At 61.0% G+C, this 17969-nt stretch carries 14 protein-coding genes and 1 pseudogene; 5 read left to right on the top strand and 10 right to left on the bottom strand.

All coding sequences use genetic code 11. From position 1 onward, the window contains the following. Window positions 1-15 precede the first annotated feature (15 nt). From CI601_RS04305 to CI601_RS04275, 7 genes are all read right to left on the bottom strand, one after another. Window positions 16-2439 carry a S9 family peptidase gene (locus tag CI601_RS04305; protein ID WP_121914430.1) on the bottom strand — a complete coding sequence of 808 codons (2424 nt, stop codon included), beginning with the start codon at window positions 2437-2439 and terminating at the stop codon, window positions 16-18. 7 nt (window positions 2440-2446) lie between these two features. Beyond that, window positions 2447-3637: an App1 family protein gene (locus CI601_RS04300; RefSeq protein ID WP_024627452.1), complete on the bottom strand. Its 1191-nt coding sequence runs from the start codon at window positions 3635-3637 to the stop codon at window positions 2447-2449. 10 nt (window positions 3638-3647) lie between these two features. Beyond that, entirely contained in the window at window positions 3648-4061 is a 414-nt protein-coding gene (gcvH, locus tag CI601_RS04295) for a glycine cleavage system protein GcvH (protein WP_024627451.1), read from the bottom strand. 39 nt (window positions 4062-4100) lie between these two features. Beyond that, a complete protein-coding gene (locus CI601_RS04290; protein ID WP_024627450.1) occupies window positions 4101-5705 on the bottom strand; it encodes a L,D-transpeptidase family protein in 1605 nt (534 codons plus the stop codon). Between the two features lie 81 nt (window positions 5706-5786). Continuing rightward, window positions 5787-6824, bottom strand: coding sequence for an NAD(+) diphosphatase (nudC, locus tag CI601_RS04285; RefSeq protein ID WP_121914429.1), 1038 nt, complete (start codon window positions 6822-6824; stop codon window positions 5787-5789). After that, a complete protein-coding gene (locus CI601_RS04280) occupies window positions 6821-7678 on the bottom strand; it encodes an alpha/beta fold hydrolase (RefSeq protein WP_121914492.1) in 858 nt (285 codons plus the stop codon). The genes nudC and CI601_RS04280 overlap by 4 nt, the downstream gene beginning before the upstream one ends. A 23-nt stretch (window positions 7679-7701) precedes the next feature. Continuing rightward, a complete protein-coding gene (locus CI601_RS04275) occupies window positions 7702-8331 on the bottom strand; it encodes an NUDIX hydrolase family protein (protein WP_101431990.1) in 630 nt (209 codons plus the stop codon). Window positions 8332-8502: 171 nt separating this feature from the next. On the opposite strand from CI601_RS04275, the gene trxA reads away from it, so the two are divergent. The 4 genes and pseudogenes from trxA (at window position 8503) to CI601_RS04260 (ending at window position 14116) form a co-directional block, all read left to right on the top strand. Continuing rightward, entirely contained in the window at window positions 8503-8847 is a 345-nt protein-coding gene (trxA, locus tag CI601_RS04270; RefSeq protein ID WP_121914428.1) for a thioredoxin, read from the top strand. 149 nt (window positions 8848-8996) lie between these two features. Then, the gene (locus CI601_RS04265) at window positions 8997-10004 is read left to right on the top strand and encodes a G5 domain-containing protein (protein ID WP_121914427.1); all 1008 of its coding nucleotides are present in this window, start codon (window positions 8997-8999) and stop codon (window positions 10002-10004) included. Window positions 10005-10273: 269 nt separating this feature from the next. Beyond that, a pseudogene (locus tag CI601_RS08605) lies at window positions 10274-10804 on the top strand (InlB B-repeat-containing protein); the annotation flags it as partial. A 72-nt stretch (window positions 10805-10876) separates the two neighbouring features. After that, on the top strand, window positions 10877-14116 hold the full coding sequence (locus tag CI601_RS04260; RefSeq protein WP_259465312.1) for an InlB B-repeat-containing protein: 3240 nt from the start codon (window positions 10877-10879) through the stop codon (window positions 14114-14116). A 190-nt stretch (window positions 14117-14306) separates the two neighbouring features. Here the strand turns inward: CI601_RS04260 and CI601_RS04255 are convergent, their stop codons facing one another. Next, a complete protein-coding gene (locus CI601_RS04255; protein ID WP_121914425.1) occupies window positions 14307-15707 on the bottom strand; it encodes an NCS2 family permease in 1401 nt (466 codons plus the stop codon). 205 nt (window positions 15708-15912) lie between these two features. Here CI601_RS04255 and CI601_RS04250 point away from each other — a divergent pair, with 205 nt between their 5' ends. After that, window positions 15913-16128 (top strand): hypothetical protein, encoded by a 216-nt coding sequence (locus CI601_RS04250; protein ID WP_121914424.1) that lies wholly within the window; start codon window positions 15913-15915, stop codon window positions 16126-16128. Between the two features lie 4 nt (window positions 16129-16132). Here CI601_RS04250 and CI601_RS04245 read toward each other — a convergent pair whose 3' ends face one another. Together CI601_RS04245 and pstB are read right to left on the bottom strand one after the other, a co-directional pair. Continuing rightward, the gene (locus CI601_RS04245) at window positions 16133-17119 is read right to left on the bottom strand and encodes an AEC family transporter (protein WP_121914423.1); all 987 of its coding nucleotides are present in this window, start codon (window positions 17117-17119) and stop codon (window positions 16133-16135) included. A gap of 68 nt (window positions 17120-17187) precedes the next feature. After that, window positions 17188-17967, bottom strand: coding sequence for a phosphate ABC transporter ATP-binding protein PstB (gene pstB / locus CI601_RS04240; RefSeq protein WP_121914422.1), 780 nt, complete (start codon window positions 17965-17967; stop codon window positions 17188-17190). Window positions 17968-17969 lie beyond the last annotated feature (2 nt).

The raw sequence follows: 17969 nt of genomic DNA, 5'->3' as shown, positions 1-17969 counted from the left end.
CCGGACAGGCCGGGTTCAGCGGCTTTCAGGGACCATGATGGACAGGCACCAGGCGTTCTCGAAGGCCAGCTCCTCCCACTGCCGGTAGCGTCCGCTGATACCTCCGTGGCCTGCCTGGACCTCGATCCTGATCAGCGCATCGGCCCCCACCTGCGGCTCCTGCAGTCTGGCCACCCACTTGAGCGGCTCCACATAGAGCACGCGGGTGTCGTTCATGGATGTGGTCACCAGGATGGCAGGGAAATGGTCGCTGCCAAAGAGCCTACGCCGACGATCAGCGTCAGGAACGTTCTCATAGGGCGAGTAGGAGCGCATGTACCGGTAAACCTGCTGATCATGCAGGGGGTCTCCCCACTCGTCCCATTCAGTCACAGTCAGCGGTAGGTCAGGGTCCAGAATGCTGGTCAGCGCGTCCACAAAGGGGACGTCCGCCTCGATGCCGGCATAGAGCTGGGGAGCCATATTGGCCACGGCCCCCATCAACAGCCCGCCGGCCGACCCGCCGTTGGCCACGGTATGACGCGGATCCGCCCAGCCCTGAGCCTGTAGGGCGGCAGTCACGTCGATGAAGTCCAGGAAGGTGTTGACCTTGTGCAGCCGACGGCCTTGCTCGTACCAGGCGCGGCCCATCTCCCCGCCACCGCGCACATGGGGGACGGCGTAGAGTACGCCTCGGTCCAACAGGCTGAGCCTACCGGTGGAGAACCCCGGGTCCTGGCTGATCTCGTAGGCTCCGTATCCGGTGATGAACATGGGTGCGGATCTGTCCGGATCATGGTCCGGCCAGGGACGGCGCTCAGGATGGTCGGGAGCCTGGATAATCGTGTCATCAGGCCCGGTCCTACCGCAGGCATCCAGCCCCGGATGCATGCCCCGCCGCCAGACCAGAGAGACCGGCACCAGGGCCCCATCCCTGACGCGGACCAGAACCCGACGCTCGGCGTAGCGCTCAGGCCGGAAATCACCCAGCACCCGGGCCCGCTTGAGCAACCGATCCACGCCCCGGACCGGGTCCAGCTCGCGCAGCTCGGCCGGGGTCCCATAGCTGCCCCGGATGTAGCGCAGCCCGGGAGCCTGGTAGGAGGGGTTATCAGTGGGACCGATGCTGTAAAGACGGTCAATGCCGTCCCTGGCCTGGTCGGGCAGGACCTCACGGAAGCGCCAGGGCCGACCCGCCCGCAGATCCTCAAATGCCTGATCCTTGGCAATAACAGCCATATGAGGAAGACTGTCAGCCCGGTAGGTCAGGACCACGAAGCTGCGATGGATGCCCAGACCTTCGATTCCCAGCCCGCGAGCGCCCTGGAGGATGGCCGGATTGCCCGGATCCCGAAAGGGCTTCTCGGGCGGCAGGGAGGCCAGGTCTCCGGAGCGCTCGCAACCATAGGGGCTGCCTTGTGCCAGCCGCACCCCTTCTCCCAGTCGAAAAGGCGGACGGTGGCTGCGCAGATCGATCAGATCCACCTCGAAGTTGGGGTTGTTTACATTGTGGTAGACCACAGCTACCGGCAGATCCTCCCCTGCCGGACCGGCATCTTCGAACCTGGCCAGGCTGATGTCGTACTCGACCCCCTCCTTGCGAGGGATCAAGGGCACAAACTCGCCCTCTGGCTCATTCAAATCCAGCATGAGCACCTCGCTGGTGGTCTTGGACCCGGTGGCAATCAGCATGGCGGATTCGTCGTAGCTCAGGCCCAGCCCCACCCAGAAGCGCTCATCGTCCTCCTGGTAGACCATGACATCCTGGTCGACCGAAGTGCCCACCTTATGCCGCCAGACCGTGTCCGGACGCCAAGCCTTGTCCAGGCCGGTGTAGAAGACCCATCGGCCGTCGGGGGTCAGCACTGCCCCGGAGGAGACCTGGTCGATCCGATCAGGCAGGTCTCGGCCTTGGGAAAGATCCCGGATACGCAGGTCGTAGCGTTCGTTGCCCCTGGTGTCCAGGCCATAGAGCATCCACCGACCGTCGGCGCTCAGATCCAGGCAACCCAGGGAGAAAAAGTCGTGGCCTTCCGCCTCGGCATTGGCGTCGAAGATGACCTCCTCGCCAGGCATGGATCCAGGCGCCGATGAGGCCTGAACCGTTGGAGGATCCCAGTCATCCTGGTCGCGCACCGGCAGGCGGCACTGCACCCCGTACTCCTGGCCCCTAAGCGTTCTGGAGAAGTACCAGTAACCGTGCATCCGAGTTGGCACCGACATGTCGGTCTGCTGTACCCGGTCGGTGAACTCCTTAAGTAAAGTGGCCCGCAAACCCTTCTGACCGGCCAGACGCTCCTGGCAGTAGCTGTTCTGGTCGCGCACATAGGCCTTGGTGGCAGGATCCTCCCTGTTGCGCATCCACTCGTAGGGATCTTCGAAGTGATCCCCATGGAAGCATCGATCGGTGGGACGGCGTTGTGCACGAGGAGGAATGGAGTTGACGGCCGAAAAACTCATGGAGCGATTATATTCGGGCGCGACGACGCAGATAGGGCAACAGGGTCCGCATCAGATTGGCGCCCGTGGTCCCGTAGAAGACCGGCACCTGCGTCACCGGCATCGGCTGGGTGGCAGTGCGCTTGAACAAGGATCCCAGCCCGGTCTCCGAGGGGCTCAGCTGACGGATGCCGATGGCCAGGACCCGGTCCGGATATTGATGCACCACCTGGGCGAAGGTGGCGGGGTCGCTCTGCCCGTCATCGCCCATAAGCACGAAGCGCATCTGGGGGAAGTCGGCCATGAGCTGGTGGATGAACTCCATCTTGTGTTGCACGATGGAGGGCACGAAGGTCTTGGGCCTGGGATCCAGATCCCGCAGCAGCAGAGGGCCGGACGGAAAGCCGTGGTCACGGATGAAGCCGCGTATGGACCCCTCCACATTCCAGGGCGAGGCCGACAGATAGAAGAAGGGCATCCGGGGGTCCAGGTCGCGGATGCGGTTGTAGAGCACGGCCATGCCCGGCACCGAAGACCTGCGGTGCGGATTTGACAGGAGCAGGTTCCAGGCAGCCTTCCAATGATTGGGCACCTGGCTGATCATGATGGTGTCATCCACATCGGATATGACACCGACCGGCGTTTGACTGGGCACGATGTACAGCGGCGCGTCGACAGGTCGGCGGCCCCGCACCTGGTAGGAGACCCGGTGCACGCCTGGGGTCAGCCGATGCTCGGCCACCAGATCAAGATAGCCCGATCGGTCGGAGAAGACCGCATCCGCACTCAGGCTGCGGCTGGGATCGACGGCATCGTAGACCGAGGAATCGCCCACCTGGACCCTCCCGATGGCGGTGCTGTCAATGGCCAGCCTGACCCTGGTCCTGGGCGCGGGTACGGTCAGCAGACCGCGGATGCCCCGGATGGCCGGATCCTCACGTCTGCGGCCGTCGGTCAGAATAGTGCGGCAGATCAGTCGGGAGTATGACTCGGTACCGTAGCCCACATAGGGTTGGACGTCGGCCGACCAGCCCATGCGATCGGTCATATTGATGGACAGACCCACCCAGAGGTCGAAGGCGCCCGTTACCAGGCGCCTCAGCAGACGCACCGGAGCAGGTCTGCTCTCGATGCCCTCCCCGGGCGCGGCTGAATCGAAGGTGGTGCTGACCGATCGGACCCGCAGGGGCCTTTCATCGCGGCCGGATCGCCTGGTCATGTCTGAACCGTCAGTTCAGGCTCTTCAGTAGCTGACCGTACTCCTCGGCGCTCATCAGATCAGGCTCATCGTCCTCCAGGTCGATCTTGGCTATCCAGCCCTCTCCATAAGGGTCGGAATTGATGACCTCCGGATCGTCCGAGGCCGCCCTGTTGACGTAGGCGATGGTGCCCGCCACTGGGCAAACCACCGGCTCCACCGCCTTGGAGGACTCAAGCTCGATGACCTCGTCGCCAGCATCGACGTGGGTGCCGGTCTCAGGCAGATCCAAAAAAACCAGGTCTCCCAACTGGTCAGCCGCATACTCGGTCACGCCCATGGGCGCAGGAGACTGACTGGGGTCGATCCAGACGTGATCCTGGGAATACCTCAAGTGGTCAGGCACGTCCAAACGGGAGGTTCCATCACTGTGTTCATCGCTCATGGTTCCAGCCTACTCGACCGTCTGCCGCGACAGGTGCATCTACCGGGCCGGACCTGGCGGAACCTGACCCTCCACCTTGACCATGGTCCCGGCCGGGGCGTTGTCATAGATCCACTTGGCATCCTGCTCGTACATATTGATGCAGCCGTGGGATCCGTAGTGGGTGGGGTCGCCCTTGGCGATGCCCCCGTAGTTCCAGTCGGCCGTGTGGAAGCCCTCACTGCCGTTGTAGTAGGAGACCCATCTGACGTTGGGCGAGACGTAGCCGGGGCCGCGCATGGTCTGGACTGTGTAACGCACGTTGATGAAGAAGGTGCCGGTATCTGACTGGTCCCCGTCGTAGGGCTTACCTGAGCAGATGGGGAAGGTCTTGACCTCGGTGGTGCCATGGTAGGCGGTGGCGGTCTGATCGCTCAGGTTGACCTGGATCCAGGTGTCGCCGTCAGGCACGTCGTAGCGGGCCACACGTGTCTGCTCCTTATGCGGGGTGACCTCGGCACGCGCCTGGACCGGGTTCGTGTCACCCTGGACCAGGGCTTTGACGACCAGATCAGCTGTGGCGGGTACATCCGAAACCCGAACCCCGTCCACACCCTTGGTGGTCTCAGCCACCACTTCGCCCTTGGTGTTCTTGACATTGACGGCGGTGACCATATCCCGATCCAGATGCCGGGCCAGCTCCTGATCCAGGTACTGCTGAATTGCCTGCCGATCGAAGCCCAGCTCCATGGTTCCCTTGCCCAGGTCCGTCACCGGCTTGACCCAGGTGGCCACGGTGGCGGCCGGAACAGTCATGACATCGTCATCGGTCCCCTTGATGACCAGATCCTTGGCCACCCGTTGATTGGCTTGAGCAGCCACCTGATTGGCGGTATCCAGGCTGATGGGCATGCCCACGTCCTTGTAAACCAGCCCAACGGCCAGCCGCCTGCCAGGCTTGTCTATCAGAGAGGAGACAGCATTTTGCACACGGCCCATCTCAGGACCCTTGCCGCCACGCCCCTCCTGGGCCCTGAAAGCGTGAGCGCCGGAGTCAAAGACGATGGTAGAGGGAACGGAACGGTCCTGGCGGTCGATGAAGTGCTCGGTCAGATACTTGTTCATGGCCAGTTGGTCCCGCTCGGCCACCAGGGGTACAGCTTCGCTATGGAAGGGGTTGAGCCGGGAAATACCTGCAGAGCCCTTGGCAGTCATGACCCTTGTGACCGTGGCATCCTGATCCACACTCACGCCCAAGTCCTTTAGCCCCGCCCGCGCGGAGGCCCCTTCGCCTTTGAGCTCCACCTGGGAGTCACGCACCTGCTGATCGACAATCTGACGGACTTGGTCGTTGGTCCGACCCATCATGATCTTTCCGCCCAGGGTGACGCCGGGGGCCACCCGATCGCGGAAGAAGGCGCGAGCGCCGAACCAGCACCCTACCAGAATCAGCACAGCCAGAAGCAGCAGGGCCAGGATGGTACGCCCCCGATGACGGCTCGACTGGGCTTCGTGGGCGGGACCTGCGCCCAGTGCCCGATTCGCTTGCTTATCAGCGGACAGGTCCACAGGGTCGGGCCCGTCGCCGGTCGTCGGCGGCATGGTCACAGTTTCGGCCTGGTCGACGTCCGAGATACGAGGCTCTTCTTGCCCCTCCATGGCCATAGCACACCTTTCGCTGCTTACAGTTCCCTGCAATATCTTACGACAGGACCAGGTCTGAAAGCACGGGACTTCCCAAATAGGTCAGAGCTCGCTGCCATACCACTGTGCAATCATGTGCCTGGCCACACTGGCCGCCTGTGGTATGCGCAACTGGCCCGAGGCCAGAGCAGCGCCGAATTCCTCACGCGTGAACCAGTTGGCGGCATCGGTCTCCTGACCATCCACCCGGATGTCCGTATTCATGGATCTGGCTCTGAAGGCCACCATAAGGGAGGATGGGAAGGGCCAGGGCTGGGAGCCCAGGTACCGCATCTCACCCAGGTTCAGGCCCACCTCCTCCAGGGTCTCCCGCCGGACTGCATGCTCCAGATTCTCCCCCGCCTCGACGAATCCAGCAGTGACTGAACGAAAACCGGGAGCCCACTGCCGATTGTGCTGGAGCAGAAGCCGATCGTGGCTGTCCACCACGGCCATGATCACTGCGGGCTCGATGCGGGGAAAGAGCGTGTGCCTGTCTCCCGATGCACTCCCCTGGCAGATCTGAGCCCATCCGGCCTGGCTGGGATGGACCGGAGCACCGCAGCGGGGGCAGAAGGCCTGGCGTCCATGCCACACGGACAGGGCGACCGCGCAGGTTGCCAGGCCCACCTGCCGCGGACGGCCATGAGGAGCATACTCGCGCAGGGCCAGCCAATCGAAGCGCTGGTCAGCGGCCTGAGCCAAGTCACGAAGAGGTCCCTGGACAGCCTGACCGGCGCAGGCAAGATCCAGATCCAGGGCCAGCCAGGCCTGACGGTCGGCCTTCCCCAGATAGTAGCAGGGGGGCTCAAACTGGCCCGTCGAGCCTACCAGAGGACCCCGCAAGTAGGCAGCGGGCAGGGTAGCCAGACGGATGCTGGCCCCGGTGCGACCGGCCAAGGCCCCCTTGCCCCTAGGCACGGCCACCTTCCCGCCCCGTACCAGGATGACACTAGTGCCTTCCTGATCTAGCAGACGGTCAAGCAACCCGGGCTGTTGCCGCGATGCCGTGTCATAGTCCACGTCCCCCTGGGCCAAAGGCAAAAAGGGCAGGGGCCCGGTAAGGGCCAGCGGGGAAAAGACCGTTTCAGGATCGCTCATGCTTGCCTCCCTACGCGTTGAACCAGGTCCAGCAGGGCAGCGGCCACTTGGTCTGGATGCTCGACGGCGCTGAAGTGGCCACAGTCGTCGATGGCGGTAAAAGTGACATCGGTTCCGGCCTGGCGCATGGCCTGAGCCAGAGGCTCCATGGTGCGTGGAGGGCTCGAGGGATCGCAGCGGCCGCTGACCAGGGCCGCAGGCACTCTGATGCGGCCGACCAGATCACTCTGATCCGGGCGGCCCGCGGCCATCCGTTCACGCCAGGCGATGCCCCGGGGGTCCTGGGATTGTATCCATTCGGTCATGGTCAGTACAAAAGCGGGCGAACGCTTGACTGTGGAATCGCCCTCCTGGGGCCTGGCGAAGTGCATGACCGGATCCAGCGTCCCCTCCACCTCGCAGGTTCTGGCGATCTGCAGCCGGTTGGCTCGGGAGGACGGGCGGTCAGCCTTCATGGTGGTATCGCACAGGGCCAGCCCAGCCACCATCTGAGGGTAAAGCCTGGCTACGGCCTCGACCAGGTAGCCTCCCATGGAAAGTCCGACCCAGATGGCCTTCTGCGCCCCCGTGGCGGCGACCATGTCTACAAAGGCCTGAGCCATGGCATCCAGGGCACCAGGCAGGGCGCCATCAGAGTCAGCTGGGTCACAGGACGCCGGCTCAGGCAGGGGAGAATCGCCTGCCCCGGGCATATCCGGAGCATAGACAGGGAAGGGGGCCGTACCCGCACGATCCGCCTGGTCGATCAGCGAGGCCGCACACCGATCCCACATGCGGTGGTCCACAGGGAAGGCATGGACCAGCACCAAGGGCAGCCCCTCCCCCTGTCGATATACGGTATTGGCAATGGTCATGCCCGCCTCCAAGGATTCACGGCTCACAGCGCACCAGCCCAGGTCAGGGCGCTCATCAGCACCTTGCCGTGCCCACCGGGCATCTGGCTTATGAAGGACTCCAGCATGTCACCCTTGGGATCTATCCACTCCACATCCAGGGTCTCATCCTGAGGCTTGCAGTCCCCGGCCACCGGCACCAGATAGCACAGAGCAATGGCATGCTGGCGCGGATCGTAATACTCCGAGACCCCTGGCGTGGGGAAGAACTCAGCCACGGTGAAGGGCTGGGGGCTGGCAGGCAGCACAGGCAGGGCCAGCTGGCCCAGATCCTTGGCGATGTTCCTGGCCAGAGCCTCCCTGATGGTCTCGTGGTAAAGAATCCGCCCGGTGATCAGGGTGCGCTCGATGTTGCCCTGATCATCCACGCGCAGAAGGGTACCCACCTGGGTGACGGCGCTCATCTCATCCACACGAACCGGCACTACCTCCACATAGGGCATGGGCAGACAGCGCCGCGCACGGTCGATGGCGTCTCGATCCAGCCATCCAGGAGGATTCGAACCCGAAAAGCCTCGGTTGAAGTCCTCCGGGGTGATGTGTGAGAAGGCACCACGGTCGCGATCGGCATCGAAGTCGTCATCGTCGGGAATCTCGTCGTTCAGCACTGGCATGGTTCCATTATCCGTACCAGGCTTGACCGCCCACAGGACCCCGCCGGACATCTCCACCCAGAGCATATTCGGGCGCTTTCTCCAGCCTTGATGGAATGCTGAGGATTGAAAGCGGTTGCTAAGCACGGGAGCTTCCCGCGCGTCAGTCAAACTACTTCAAGGAGCGTTATCATGGCCACCACGACTATTACTTCGGATAACTTCGAGCAAACCATCAAGGACAACGACCTGGTGTTGATTGACTTCTGGGCCACCTGGTGCGGACCCTGCAAGGCCTTCGGCCCCATCTTCGAGAAGGCTTCGCAGGCCAACACCGACATCGTCTTCGGCAAGGTGGACATCGACCAGAACCAGGATCTGGCCGCAGCCGCCGACATCCAGGCGGTGCCTACGCTGATGATCACCAAGCAGGGGCAGATCATCTTCAAGCAGGCCGGCGCGCTCAGGTCTTCGGACCTGGACGACCTGATCGACCAGGCACGCAAGGCCGATGTGTCAACCCCGGCGCGGGTTTGAGTCAGTCGAGTTGGTTCCAAAGCAGGTTTGCACTACAGTAGAGCTGTGTTTGTCCAGTGACCCTTTCGGCACTGCCGAAAGCGTGCGGTCGATAGGAACTGACCAGTCGACTGATCACTGAGGATCTGTCGGTCCAACAGAGGAGAGTAATGGCGAACCACCGTAGAGGACGGATGAGTGCGGTCAAGGCTCTGACCAAGCGTCAGTGGCTGCGATTGGCTGCTGGTGTCACCGTTCTCGGCATGGTTATTGGCGCGGGCTTCGTCTCGCGCGACTTCTATACATCCACTGAGAGCTCTGCCAAGTCAGGCGTAACTTCCTACTCCGCTACCCAGAATCTGGGCACAGTGTCCCGTGGGAGCACCAGGCAGGCTATCCGCAACGGTGCGGGCGGCGCCAACTCCGATACCTCTTACGTGAATGTGCAGATCAACGGGAAGAACAAGGTGGTGCTGGGCAACGGCTTCACCAATGTCAAATCGGTCCTGGAGGCCGGAGACATCACCCTGCAGCCGGGCGACCAGATTACCCCCTCACTGACCAGCCGGGTCAGTGAGAAGACCGTCATCCGCATCGACCGGGCCAACGCCCAAGTCAAGACGGACGAATCCCCCATCCCCTTCAACACCATCGAAGAGAAGACCGACTCCCTGCCGTCAGGCACCACCAAGGTCAAGACCGAGGGACAGAACGGCGTTATGGAGACCACCAGCCTGGTTACCGCAGCCGGCAACAAGCACCTGACCAGCAACATCTTCGCATCCTTCGTCAAGACCGTCCCCGTGGACAAGGTGATCCTGGTGGGCACCGGCGGTGGCACCCCTGCACAGTCCGGCTCGACCACCACCACGACCCCTGTAGGCGAAGCCCAGAGCATCGCCCATGATCTGGTCACCTCCCGCGGCTGGGGCGAGGACCAATTCACCTGCCTGGTGCAGCTGTGGAACAAGGAGTCCGGCTGGCGGACCAACGCAGCCAACCCCTCAGGTGCCTATGGCATTCCCCAGGCATTGCCCGGCAGCAAGATGGCATCGGCCGGCCCCAACTGGCAGACCGATGCCCACACCCAGATCGTCTGGGGACTGGGCTACATCCAGGGCCGTTACGGGAATCCCTGTGGCGCGTGGGCCCAATCCCAGTCATCCAACTGGTACTGATCCCTTTTCATAAAACTCAATCAGGAAATTCCGGCAGGCTTCTTCGGTTTGCCGGAAGTTCTTTTTGTATATACGAAACAACCACTCCCAATTTCCTGCCGACTATCCGACCGTCAAGGCAAAAGGAAAGGCATCACCGAGGACTTGGTATTCCAGAGCCATATGATATAAGCTGAATTTGATTGAAACGTCATGCACGCTGGCCATGGGGATTGAGCTGGGGATGCAGATGCCACGTTGCATGCGCCGTTGCTTTCAAAGGGGACTGTATGCAATCGTCATATAGGAATCGTGCATGCTGCGTAGCTTCTCTTGCAGCCATTATCGCCTCAGTGTTGATATTGGGAAATCTCTCGGGGATTGACCTGGCGCAGGCGGATGCAACTGCATCCCCGACAGCATCGCAAAGCACGGAAAATGAAGCCGAGGGGGTGACCCCTAATATACCTGGCTCAACCCAAGCTCCCCCTAACGCTCCAACGCCAACAGTAACTCAAAGGCTGGATTCCCCTATCCAAACAACACCTTCTCCCGCCTCTCCATCCCCCACTTCACTAGGCTCAGCAAGCCCTGCTCCTTCCACCCGGTCGACAAGCCCCTGCCTAAATAATCAATGTTCGGTCACTTTTGACACGGCACAAGCTGACACAACGACCCCTAACACTCAGACCGTCCCTTCGGAAGGACAGGCGAAACGGCCGACCGATCCCACCAGGCACGGGTACCTCTTTGATGGCTGGTTCATTGGCCAGGTAGCCTATGACTTCAACCAGCCCGTCACCAGCAACCTGAAGCTGACCGCAAAATGGACAACAGGCGATGGCCATTGGTCCCTGGCACCTGCACATGGAGCTATATCAGGGGGAACCACCGTGACGGTAACTCCCCCAGCAACACGGGGGATCAAATTCTCACAGATCACGTCAGGATCCACCCAATCACTGGCTTTAGGATCGGACGGCAACATCTATTCCTGGGGCAAAAATGCTTATGGTCAACAGGGCGACGGCACAAACATCGATCACCAAGCCCCAATAAAAGTAGCCAAACCAGCAAATGTACCAGCAGGATTCATTTTCACGAAGGTAGACGCTGGTGATCATTCAGCCCTTGCCATGGGTTCGGATGGCAACCTCTACACTTGGGGATTCAACGCTTCTGGACAGCTGGGCGATGGAACTACCGAAAACCGCAGCAGACCTGCTCCGGTGAAAAAGCCGGATGGGGCCGCGCCTGGATTTACCTGGAAGCAGGCAAACACCAGGTGGGACCACACTGTGGCCTTGGGATCAGACGGCAATCTCTATGCATGGGGACTGAACTCATATGGACAACTCGGCAATACCAGCGTCCCGAGAGGCCCTAACAATCCAGCTGCATACAGCACTAAACCCGTCCCCGTCAGCAGGCCGGCGGGAATCACCCTTACCCGGGCGACCACGGGACGATACAGCTGCTTGGCCATGGGATCCGACGGAAAACTGTATGCCTGGGGATGGAACAGTTATGGGCGCCTAGGAGACGGCACCACAACAGATCGTTTGACGCCCACCCAAGTCCTTCAGCCCAATGGGGTCACGTTCTCGCAATTCAGCGTAGGAGCCGACTACAGTTTCGCCATCACTACGAATGGGGATCTTTACGGTTGGGGATGGAATGACAGCGGGCGCCTGGGAGACGGCACCACAACAGACAGGCATGTACCTACGCTTATACCTCGCCCAGCTGGGACACCTGCGGGATTCACCTGGAAGCAGGTCATGGGCAGGGACTACCACAGCATGGGCATCGGTTCAGATGGCAATCTTTATATTTGGGGCGTCAACCGGTATGGCGAGCTGGGCTTTCCGGACGTCCCCACCGGCGAGACCAGCACCGTCATCAGACCCCGGCCTGTGCAAAAGCCGAAACCATCAGTGGCCGGGGAGGAAACCAGCTGGGTTCAGCTCTACGCTGGCTGGGAGCAATCTTTAGCCCTGGGGTCAGACGGAAACCTGTATACCTGGGGATGGAACTGCGGGGGCCAACTAGGCGATCCGACCATTCCCACAGGTTACGACAACAGCAAAGCCAAGAGGCTGACACCGGGTCTGGCGGCCTTCCCGCTTACACCGGAGCTTACTGCGGTCAAATTCGACCAAACACTGGGCAGCAATCTCAAAAAAGCAGGTACAAACTGGCAGGTGGTGACACCAGCTCATAGGAAGGGGCGAGTGGATACGGCCATCACCTGGAATCTCTATGGTCCGCAACCCGATGACATCCTGGATTACATTTATGACCCGCCCACCTATGTCGTCACTTTCGACAAGGCCGACGGCAGCCAGCCCACCAGTCAGTCGGTCATCGAAGACCAGATGGCTTCCAGACCGGACCAAGACCCGACCCGTCCCGGCTTCCTATTTGATGGCTGGTTCAACGGCGATGCGGCATACGACTTTTCTTCCCCCGTCAAGGGTTCCACGAAACTGACAGCCCACTGGACGGCAGGCACCGGGCAATGGAACATCTCTCCCAAGCAGGGTCCCGACAGTGGTCAGACCAAGGTGACCCTGGTTCCACCTGCAGCGCGAGGCATTAGGTTCAGCCAGGTCAGTGCCGGCGATGATCATTCATTGGCTCTCGGATCGGATGGAAACGTCTATTCCTGGGGTGCCAATACATACGGACAGCTTGGCGATGGGACCACAACGGACCGCTTGACCCCGGTTCAGATTCCCAAGCCGACAGGCGTGAACCGATTCACACAGGTCAGTGCAGGAAAAGTCTTCTCATTGGCCTTGGATGACCAGGGCCACGCCTGGGCATGGGGTCTTAACAGCTCCGGACAGCTGGGCAACAATACCATTGCTACCAATGGCTCATCTGCATACAGCTCAAGCCCGATTCGCGTGCAAGCCCCAAGCGGGATGACGGCAACAAGCTTCAGCCTCACCGGCATCAGTGCAGGAATCACTCATGTCCTCGCCGTAGACGGGCAAGGCAGAGCCTGGGGCTGGGGATCCAATGAATTCGGCAAACTGGGTGTTTCCTCTGGCACTGTGGCGATGACAGGAATCACCACCAGACCCGTCCAGGTCGCAACCCCGCAAGGTGAGACGACGGGATTCCGCTATGCACAGGTCAGTGCGGGAGGCTCACATTCTCTGGCAACTGACACCCAGGGCCGTGCCTGGGGCTGGGGATCGAACCAGAACGGTGATTTGGGCAACACGACCGACGTGGCGCTGAATGGCTACACCTTCACACCTGTCCAAGCCAAGCCGGGCACCAACCCGACAGGCGGCTTCAAGACTGTTCAGATCATTGCCGGCAGCGGCCACTCTTCCGCCCTCGATGATCTGGGACGCCTATGGTCCTGGGGCGGGCACAGCAATGGAGAGCTCGGCCTGGGCGACACCACCACAAGGACTGCCCCATCCTTGGTAGCCATGCCTACAAACGTCAGCACGTTCACGCAGTTGACAGGCAGTAGAGTTAGCGGCAATTCGCTGGCTCTGGACCAGAACGGAAACATCTGGGGCTGGGGTCAAAACTCAACAGGCATGTTGGGGACTGGAGGCACGGGCAGCCTGAACAAGCCTACAAAGATGGGCAATCCATCAGGCATCGACCATTTCGTCAAGGTCAGCGCCGGCACTGGCCACACCCTGGCCATAGCATCTAACGGCAGCACCATGGCCTTGGGAGACAATAGCCAAGGAAGACTGGGGAACAACACGACACAGACGACTTATTCTCCTGTCAACGTGCTCTTCCCCTTCAGGCTCGGTACTCCGTCCGCAGTGCAATTCGGAGATACCTCAGGAACCAGCCTAAGCTCCACGGGGCAGAAGAACGGCTCCTGGACCGTGCTGACGCCGAACCACCAGGCCGGCAACACGACTGTTAGCATCGCTTGGACGCTCAATGGTGCTCCACAGGCAAACGATGAGACCAATGCCTTCCGTTTCATCCACTATGGAGTCCTCCCCCTGACTGGAGAGGCAGGCATCCTAGTGACCATCCTGACCGGCTTGCTGGCCGCAGTCGCTGGCCTGGCCGCCAACCGGCAACGCCTTGAAGCACAAAGCACACAAGGTGGAAAAGCAGCCGCTCGGCACAAGCACTGACAGGCACAAACGAGCAGGACCCCGCCACTAAAAGGTGTCGGGGCCCTGCTGCGGTCTCTGTGCCTGATTTGCTCTTTGCGCACCCTCAAACAGTCAGGTCAACCTGACAACAGCATGACGACGAACCGCACTGCTGAGCAATGGTCCTGAAGGATGCTGCTTGTGGAGAGCTCGTAATTCTAAGACTGGCTCAGAGCACAGCCTGAAGCACGAAGTCCAGGATGAAGAGGGCAGAGACCGCCCAGATGATGGGGTGGACCTCCTTGCCCTTGCGCTTGCAGACCATGGTCAGGCAGTAGGTGATGAAGCCGGCGGCCACACCATAAGAGATGGAGTAGGCAAAGCCCATGAAGATGGCCGTGAAGAAGGCCGGAATGGCCTCAGACAGCTCGCCCCACTCAATCTCGGCGAAGGAGCTCATCATCATGCAGCCCACAATGACCAGGACGGGCGCAGTGGCCGCCGAAGGCACGGCCGAGATCAAGGGAGCGAAGACGGCGCTGAGCGCGAAGCAGGCGGCAATGACCACCGAGGTCAGGCCGGTTCGGCCACCAGCTGCGATGCCCGCTGCGGACTCCACGTAGGTGGTGGTGTTGGAGGTGCCGAAGAGGGCGCCGATGGAGGTCGCCGTGGCATCGGCGAACAGAGCCTTATCCATCTTGGAGCTGAAGCCTCGACCGTTTTCCAAAGCCTGCTCGTCCTCGGCTGAGAAGATGCCTGAGCGCCGGCCGGTGCCCACAAAGGTACCGATGGTGTCGAAGGTGTCCGACAGGGAGAAGGCGAAGATGGTCACCAAAACCACTGGCAGCTTGGCCGGGTCGGAGAAGAGCGCGGGGAATCCTTCCTGGCTGAAAATGGCCAGGAAGGTCTGCGGCAACTGTGACCAGGCCTGACCCAGATCGACCGACTTGGCCAAGCTGGTGACCCCCATGGGAATGCCCAGGAGCGTGACCACGATGATGGCGATGACAAAGGCGCCCTTGTTGATAAAGGCCAGGTGACCCTTGAACTTGAAGATCAGCAGGAAGACGGTCAGCAGCAAGCCGATGACGAAGAGAATGACCCCAGGGGTGTTGAAGGTGGTCAGCCCAGGGTTGGCGCCGGCCGCCGAGGTCTTGTCAGGTGTGAACTTGATGATGCCCACATTGAGCAGACCCACATAGGCGATGAAGACGCCAATGCCGCCACCGATGGCGTGCTGAAGCAGAGGCGGAATGGCCTGGATGATCATCTTGCGCAGCTTGGTTGCCGTGACCAGGATGTTGATCAGACCGCACAGGAAGACCATGCACATGGTCTGTTGCCAGGTGAAGCCCAGCCCCTTGACCACGGTGAAGGTGAAGAAGGCATCCAACCCGACTCCTGGCGCCACGCCGTAGGGCACGTTGGCCACCAGCCCCATGATCAGGGTGCCGATGATGGCAGCGATCAAGGTGGCGAGAAAGACGGCACCCCAAGGCATGCCCGCTGTAGAAAGCACCGAGGGATTCACCACGATGATGTAGGCCATAGCGAAGAAGGTGGTGATGCCTGCTACCACTTCTGTAGAGACTGTGGTATTATTATCCGAAAGCCGAAATAGCTTATGCATATTCGATTCCTTATTGTCTTATTTGGCGATGAGACAAGGAAAGAATATCACGAGCACTCGGCTTTTTCTGTTACAAGTCCCCCTATTAAATTCCAATACCGCCGCAGAACTGTCCACTCACCTATAATCGGCATACCGGCAGGGCCCTGAAGCCTTCCTTACCTGGGGATGAGTTGAAGGGCACGGCACTTTTTAGGAGGGGCATATGGCCAGGAACAATCACTGGGACCAGGACGATCAGAAGCAGTATCAGCATGTGCACGACAGCGAAGTCGATCGTGGACAGGATGAACGCGCCGCTGAGCGGATCGCAGCCGCCACAGTCAACAAACAACGCACCCGCGAGGGCCGCACCCTGCGCCAGGAGCAGGAGCGTCGAGACCAGGGCAAAGACGATAAAAAAGACGACAAGAAGGACTGAATCCTCAGAGGGCGCCCATCAGTAAATGCGCCAAAACCATGAGGACCGCACCGATGACCGCAGTCAGCGCCAGGGTGAATCCCGCCAGACGGGCGTTGCCAAGAACCTTGTCGGTGAACATGGTGGCGAAAACCGCCGTTGGAGCCAGACAACACAGGGCCACCGCCTGACGGATCAAGGGTTCGAAGGGTAGCAAATACCATGCGGCCGTCGCGAACAGGATGCCGAAGGGCAGTCGCCAGGCCAGAATCTGCAGTACGGACTTAATATCATCCCATCCGCCAGGCAAGTCCATGAGCATGCCCACCATAAGCATGGAGCAGAAGGCGTTGGCCGCTGAGAATGGCCGGGTGATCTGGGCCGACCAGTCCGGCAGCGAGATTCCGGCCAGCGTGAAGCCCACCATGACCATATAGGTATCGAAAGAGGGCGAGCTCAGGAAGCCCTTGGCTATGGAGACGGCTGCGGCCTTGCGATGGAGTTTGCGTGCATCAGGGTCATCCAGCTTGACCGGTTCCCCCGCATCGGGATCCAGGGACTGGCCGGGTCGAATATGCAGAAGCCCTTGGGTCATGACGTTGGTCCCCGCAGAGACCATGACCGAGTTGCCGATGTCGAACATGGCGGCCGGAACCAATGCCGCCGCGCCAAGCAGGGACTGAAGCATGGGGAAACAGAAGCACCCGATGTTGAAACCCGATCCGTTGAGCATAAGAAAAGCCCGCTGAGCGGTAGGCCGATGCCTGCTGGTCAGGAAGATGGCCAGGGGCGGAATCAGCGCGGCCATGAAGGCGAAGGCCGAGACCAGAAGCAGGCTGGGATCGTGCGGGTTGGTGGCGAAGGAGTAGATGATGGCCCCGGGCAGGACAAGGTCGAACACCACGGTCTGCAGCACCCGGTAGTCCAGCGGACGAAAGAGTCCAAAACGCTTGAACAGGTAGCCCACCAGGATGATGCCCAAGAGGGTGGCCGGTTCCAGCAGTACTCCCATGCCCTCGCTCCTTCCGTGGATGCCGGAACCATGATACCTGACGGGCGGGGGCGCAGACCGGTTCTGTCTCAGCCGAAGCGACCGGAGATATAGCGCTCGGTGTCCGGCTCGTGCGGGTTGGAGAAGATGGTAGTGGTGTCGTCCATCTCCACCAAATGGCCGGGCTGACCCACGGCCTTGAGATTGAAGAAGGCTGTATAGTCCGAGACCCTGGCGGCTTGCTGCATGTTATGGGTGACGATGACAATGGTGTAGTCCCGCTTGAGCTCGTTGATCAGATCCTCCACAGCCAGGGTGGAGATAGGATCCAGGGCCGAGCAGGGTTCGTCCATGAGCAGGACCTGGGGGTGGACGGCCACGGCACGGGCAATGCAGAGCCGCTGCTGCTGACCGCCCGAAAGCCCGATACCCGGCTTGTCCAGGCGGTCCTTGACCTCGTTCCAAAGGTTGGCACCGCGCAGGGCCCACTCCACCAGATCGTCGGCGTCAGACTTGGCGATGTGCTTCTTGTTGAGCCGTATGCCGGCCAGGACGTTCTCCCGGATGGACATGGTCGGGAAGGGGTTGGCCCTCTGGAAGACCATGCCCACATCCCGTCGCACCTCGACCGGGTCTACATCCGGTCCATAGAGGTCGCGACCCTCCAGCAGCACCTGCCCGCTGACATGCGCCCCCGGAGTGATCTCGTGCATGCGGTCCAAGGTGCGCAGGACCGTGGATTTGCCGCAGCCGGAGGGACCGATGAAGGCGGTGACCTTGTTGGCCTTGATGCGCATGTTCACGTCCTGGACGGCCAGGAAGTCGCCGTAGTAGACGTTCAAATGGTTGATGTCTATGCGTTGGCCCATGT

Origin of the sequence: Bifidobacterium sp. wkB344, assembly GCF_003688305.1 — a bacterium.
Taxonomy (GTDB): domain Bacteria; phylum Actinomycetota; class Actinomycetes; order Actinomycetales; family Bifidobacteriaceae; genus Bombiscardovia; species Bombiscardovia mizhiensis.
This window is presented reverse-complemented; position numbering and strand designations above follow the sequence as displayed.

Excerpts from the sequence above, each read along its gene's own strand:
- CI601_RS04305 (WP_121914430.1), bottom strand. The coding sequence starts at position 2,439 with ATGAGTTTTTCGGCCGTCAACTCCATTCCTCCTCGTGCACAACGCCGT.
- CI601_RS04300 (WP_024627452.1), bottom strand. The coding sequence starts at position 3,637 with ATGACCAGGCGATCCGGCCGCGATGAAAGGCCCCTGCGGGTCCGATCG.
- gcvH (WP_024627451.1), bottom strand. The coding sequence starts at position 4,061 with ATGAGCGATGAACACAGTGATGGAACCTCCCGTTTGGACGTGCCTGAC.
- CI601_RS04290 (WP_024627450.1), bottom strand. The coding sequence starts at position 5,705 with ATGGCCATGGAGGGGCAAGAAGAGCCTCGTATCTCGGACGTCGACCAG.
- nudC (WP_121914429.1), bottom strand. The coding sequence starts at position 6,824 with ATGAGCGATCCTGAAACGGTCTTTTCCCCGCTGGCCCTTACCGGGCCC.
- CI601_RS04280 (WP_121914492.1), bottom strand. The coding sequence starts at position 7,678 with ATGACCATTGCCAATACCGTATATCGACAGGGGGAGGGGCTGCCCTTG.
- CI601_RS04275 (WP_101431990.1), bottom strand. The coding sequence starts at position 8,331 with ATGCCAGTGCTGAACGACGAGATTCCCGACGATGACGACTTCGATGCC.
- trxA (WP_121914428.1), top strand. The coding sequence starts at position 8,503 with ATGGCCACCACGACTATTACTTCGGATAACTTCGAGCAAACCATCAAG.
- CI601_RS04265 (WP_121914427.1), top strand. The coding sequence starts at position 8,997 with ATGGCGAACCACCGTAGAGGACGGATGAGTGCGGTCAAGGCTCTGACC.
- CI601_RS04255 (WP_121914425.1), bottom strand. The coding sequence starts at position 15,707 with ATGCATAAGCTATTTCGGCTTTCGGATAATAATACCACAGTCTCTACA.
- CI601_RS04250 (WP_121914424.1), top strand. The coding sequence starts at position 15,913 with ATGGCCAGGAACAATCACTGGGACCAGGACGATCAGAAGCAGTATCAG.
- CI601_RS04245 (WP_121914423.1), bottom strand. The coding sequence starts at position 17,119 with ATGGGAGTACTGCTGGAACCGGCCACCCTCTTGGGCATCATCCTGGTG.
- pstB (WP_121914422.1), bottom strand. The coding sequence starts at position 17,967 with ATGGGCCAACGCATAGACATCAACCATTTGAACGTCTACTACGGCGAC.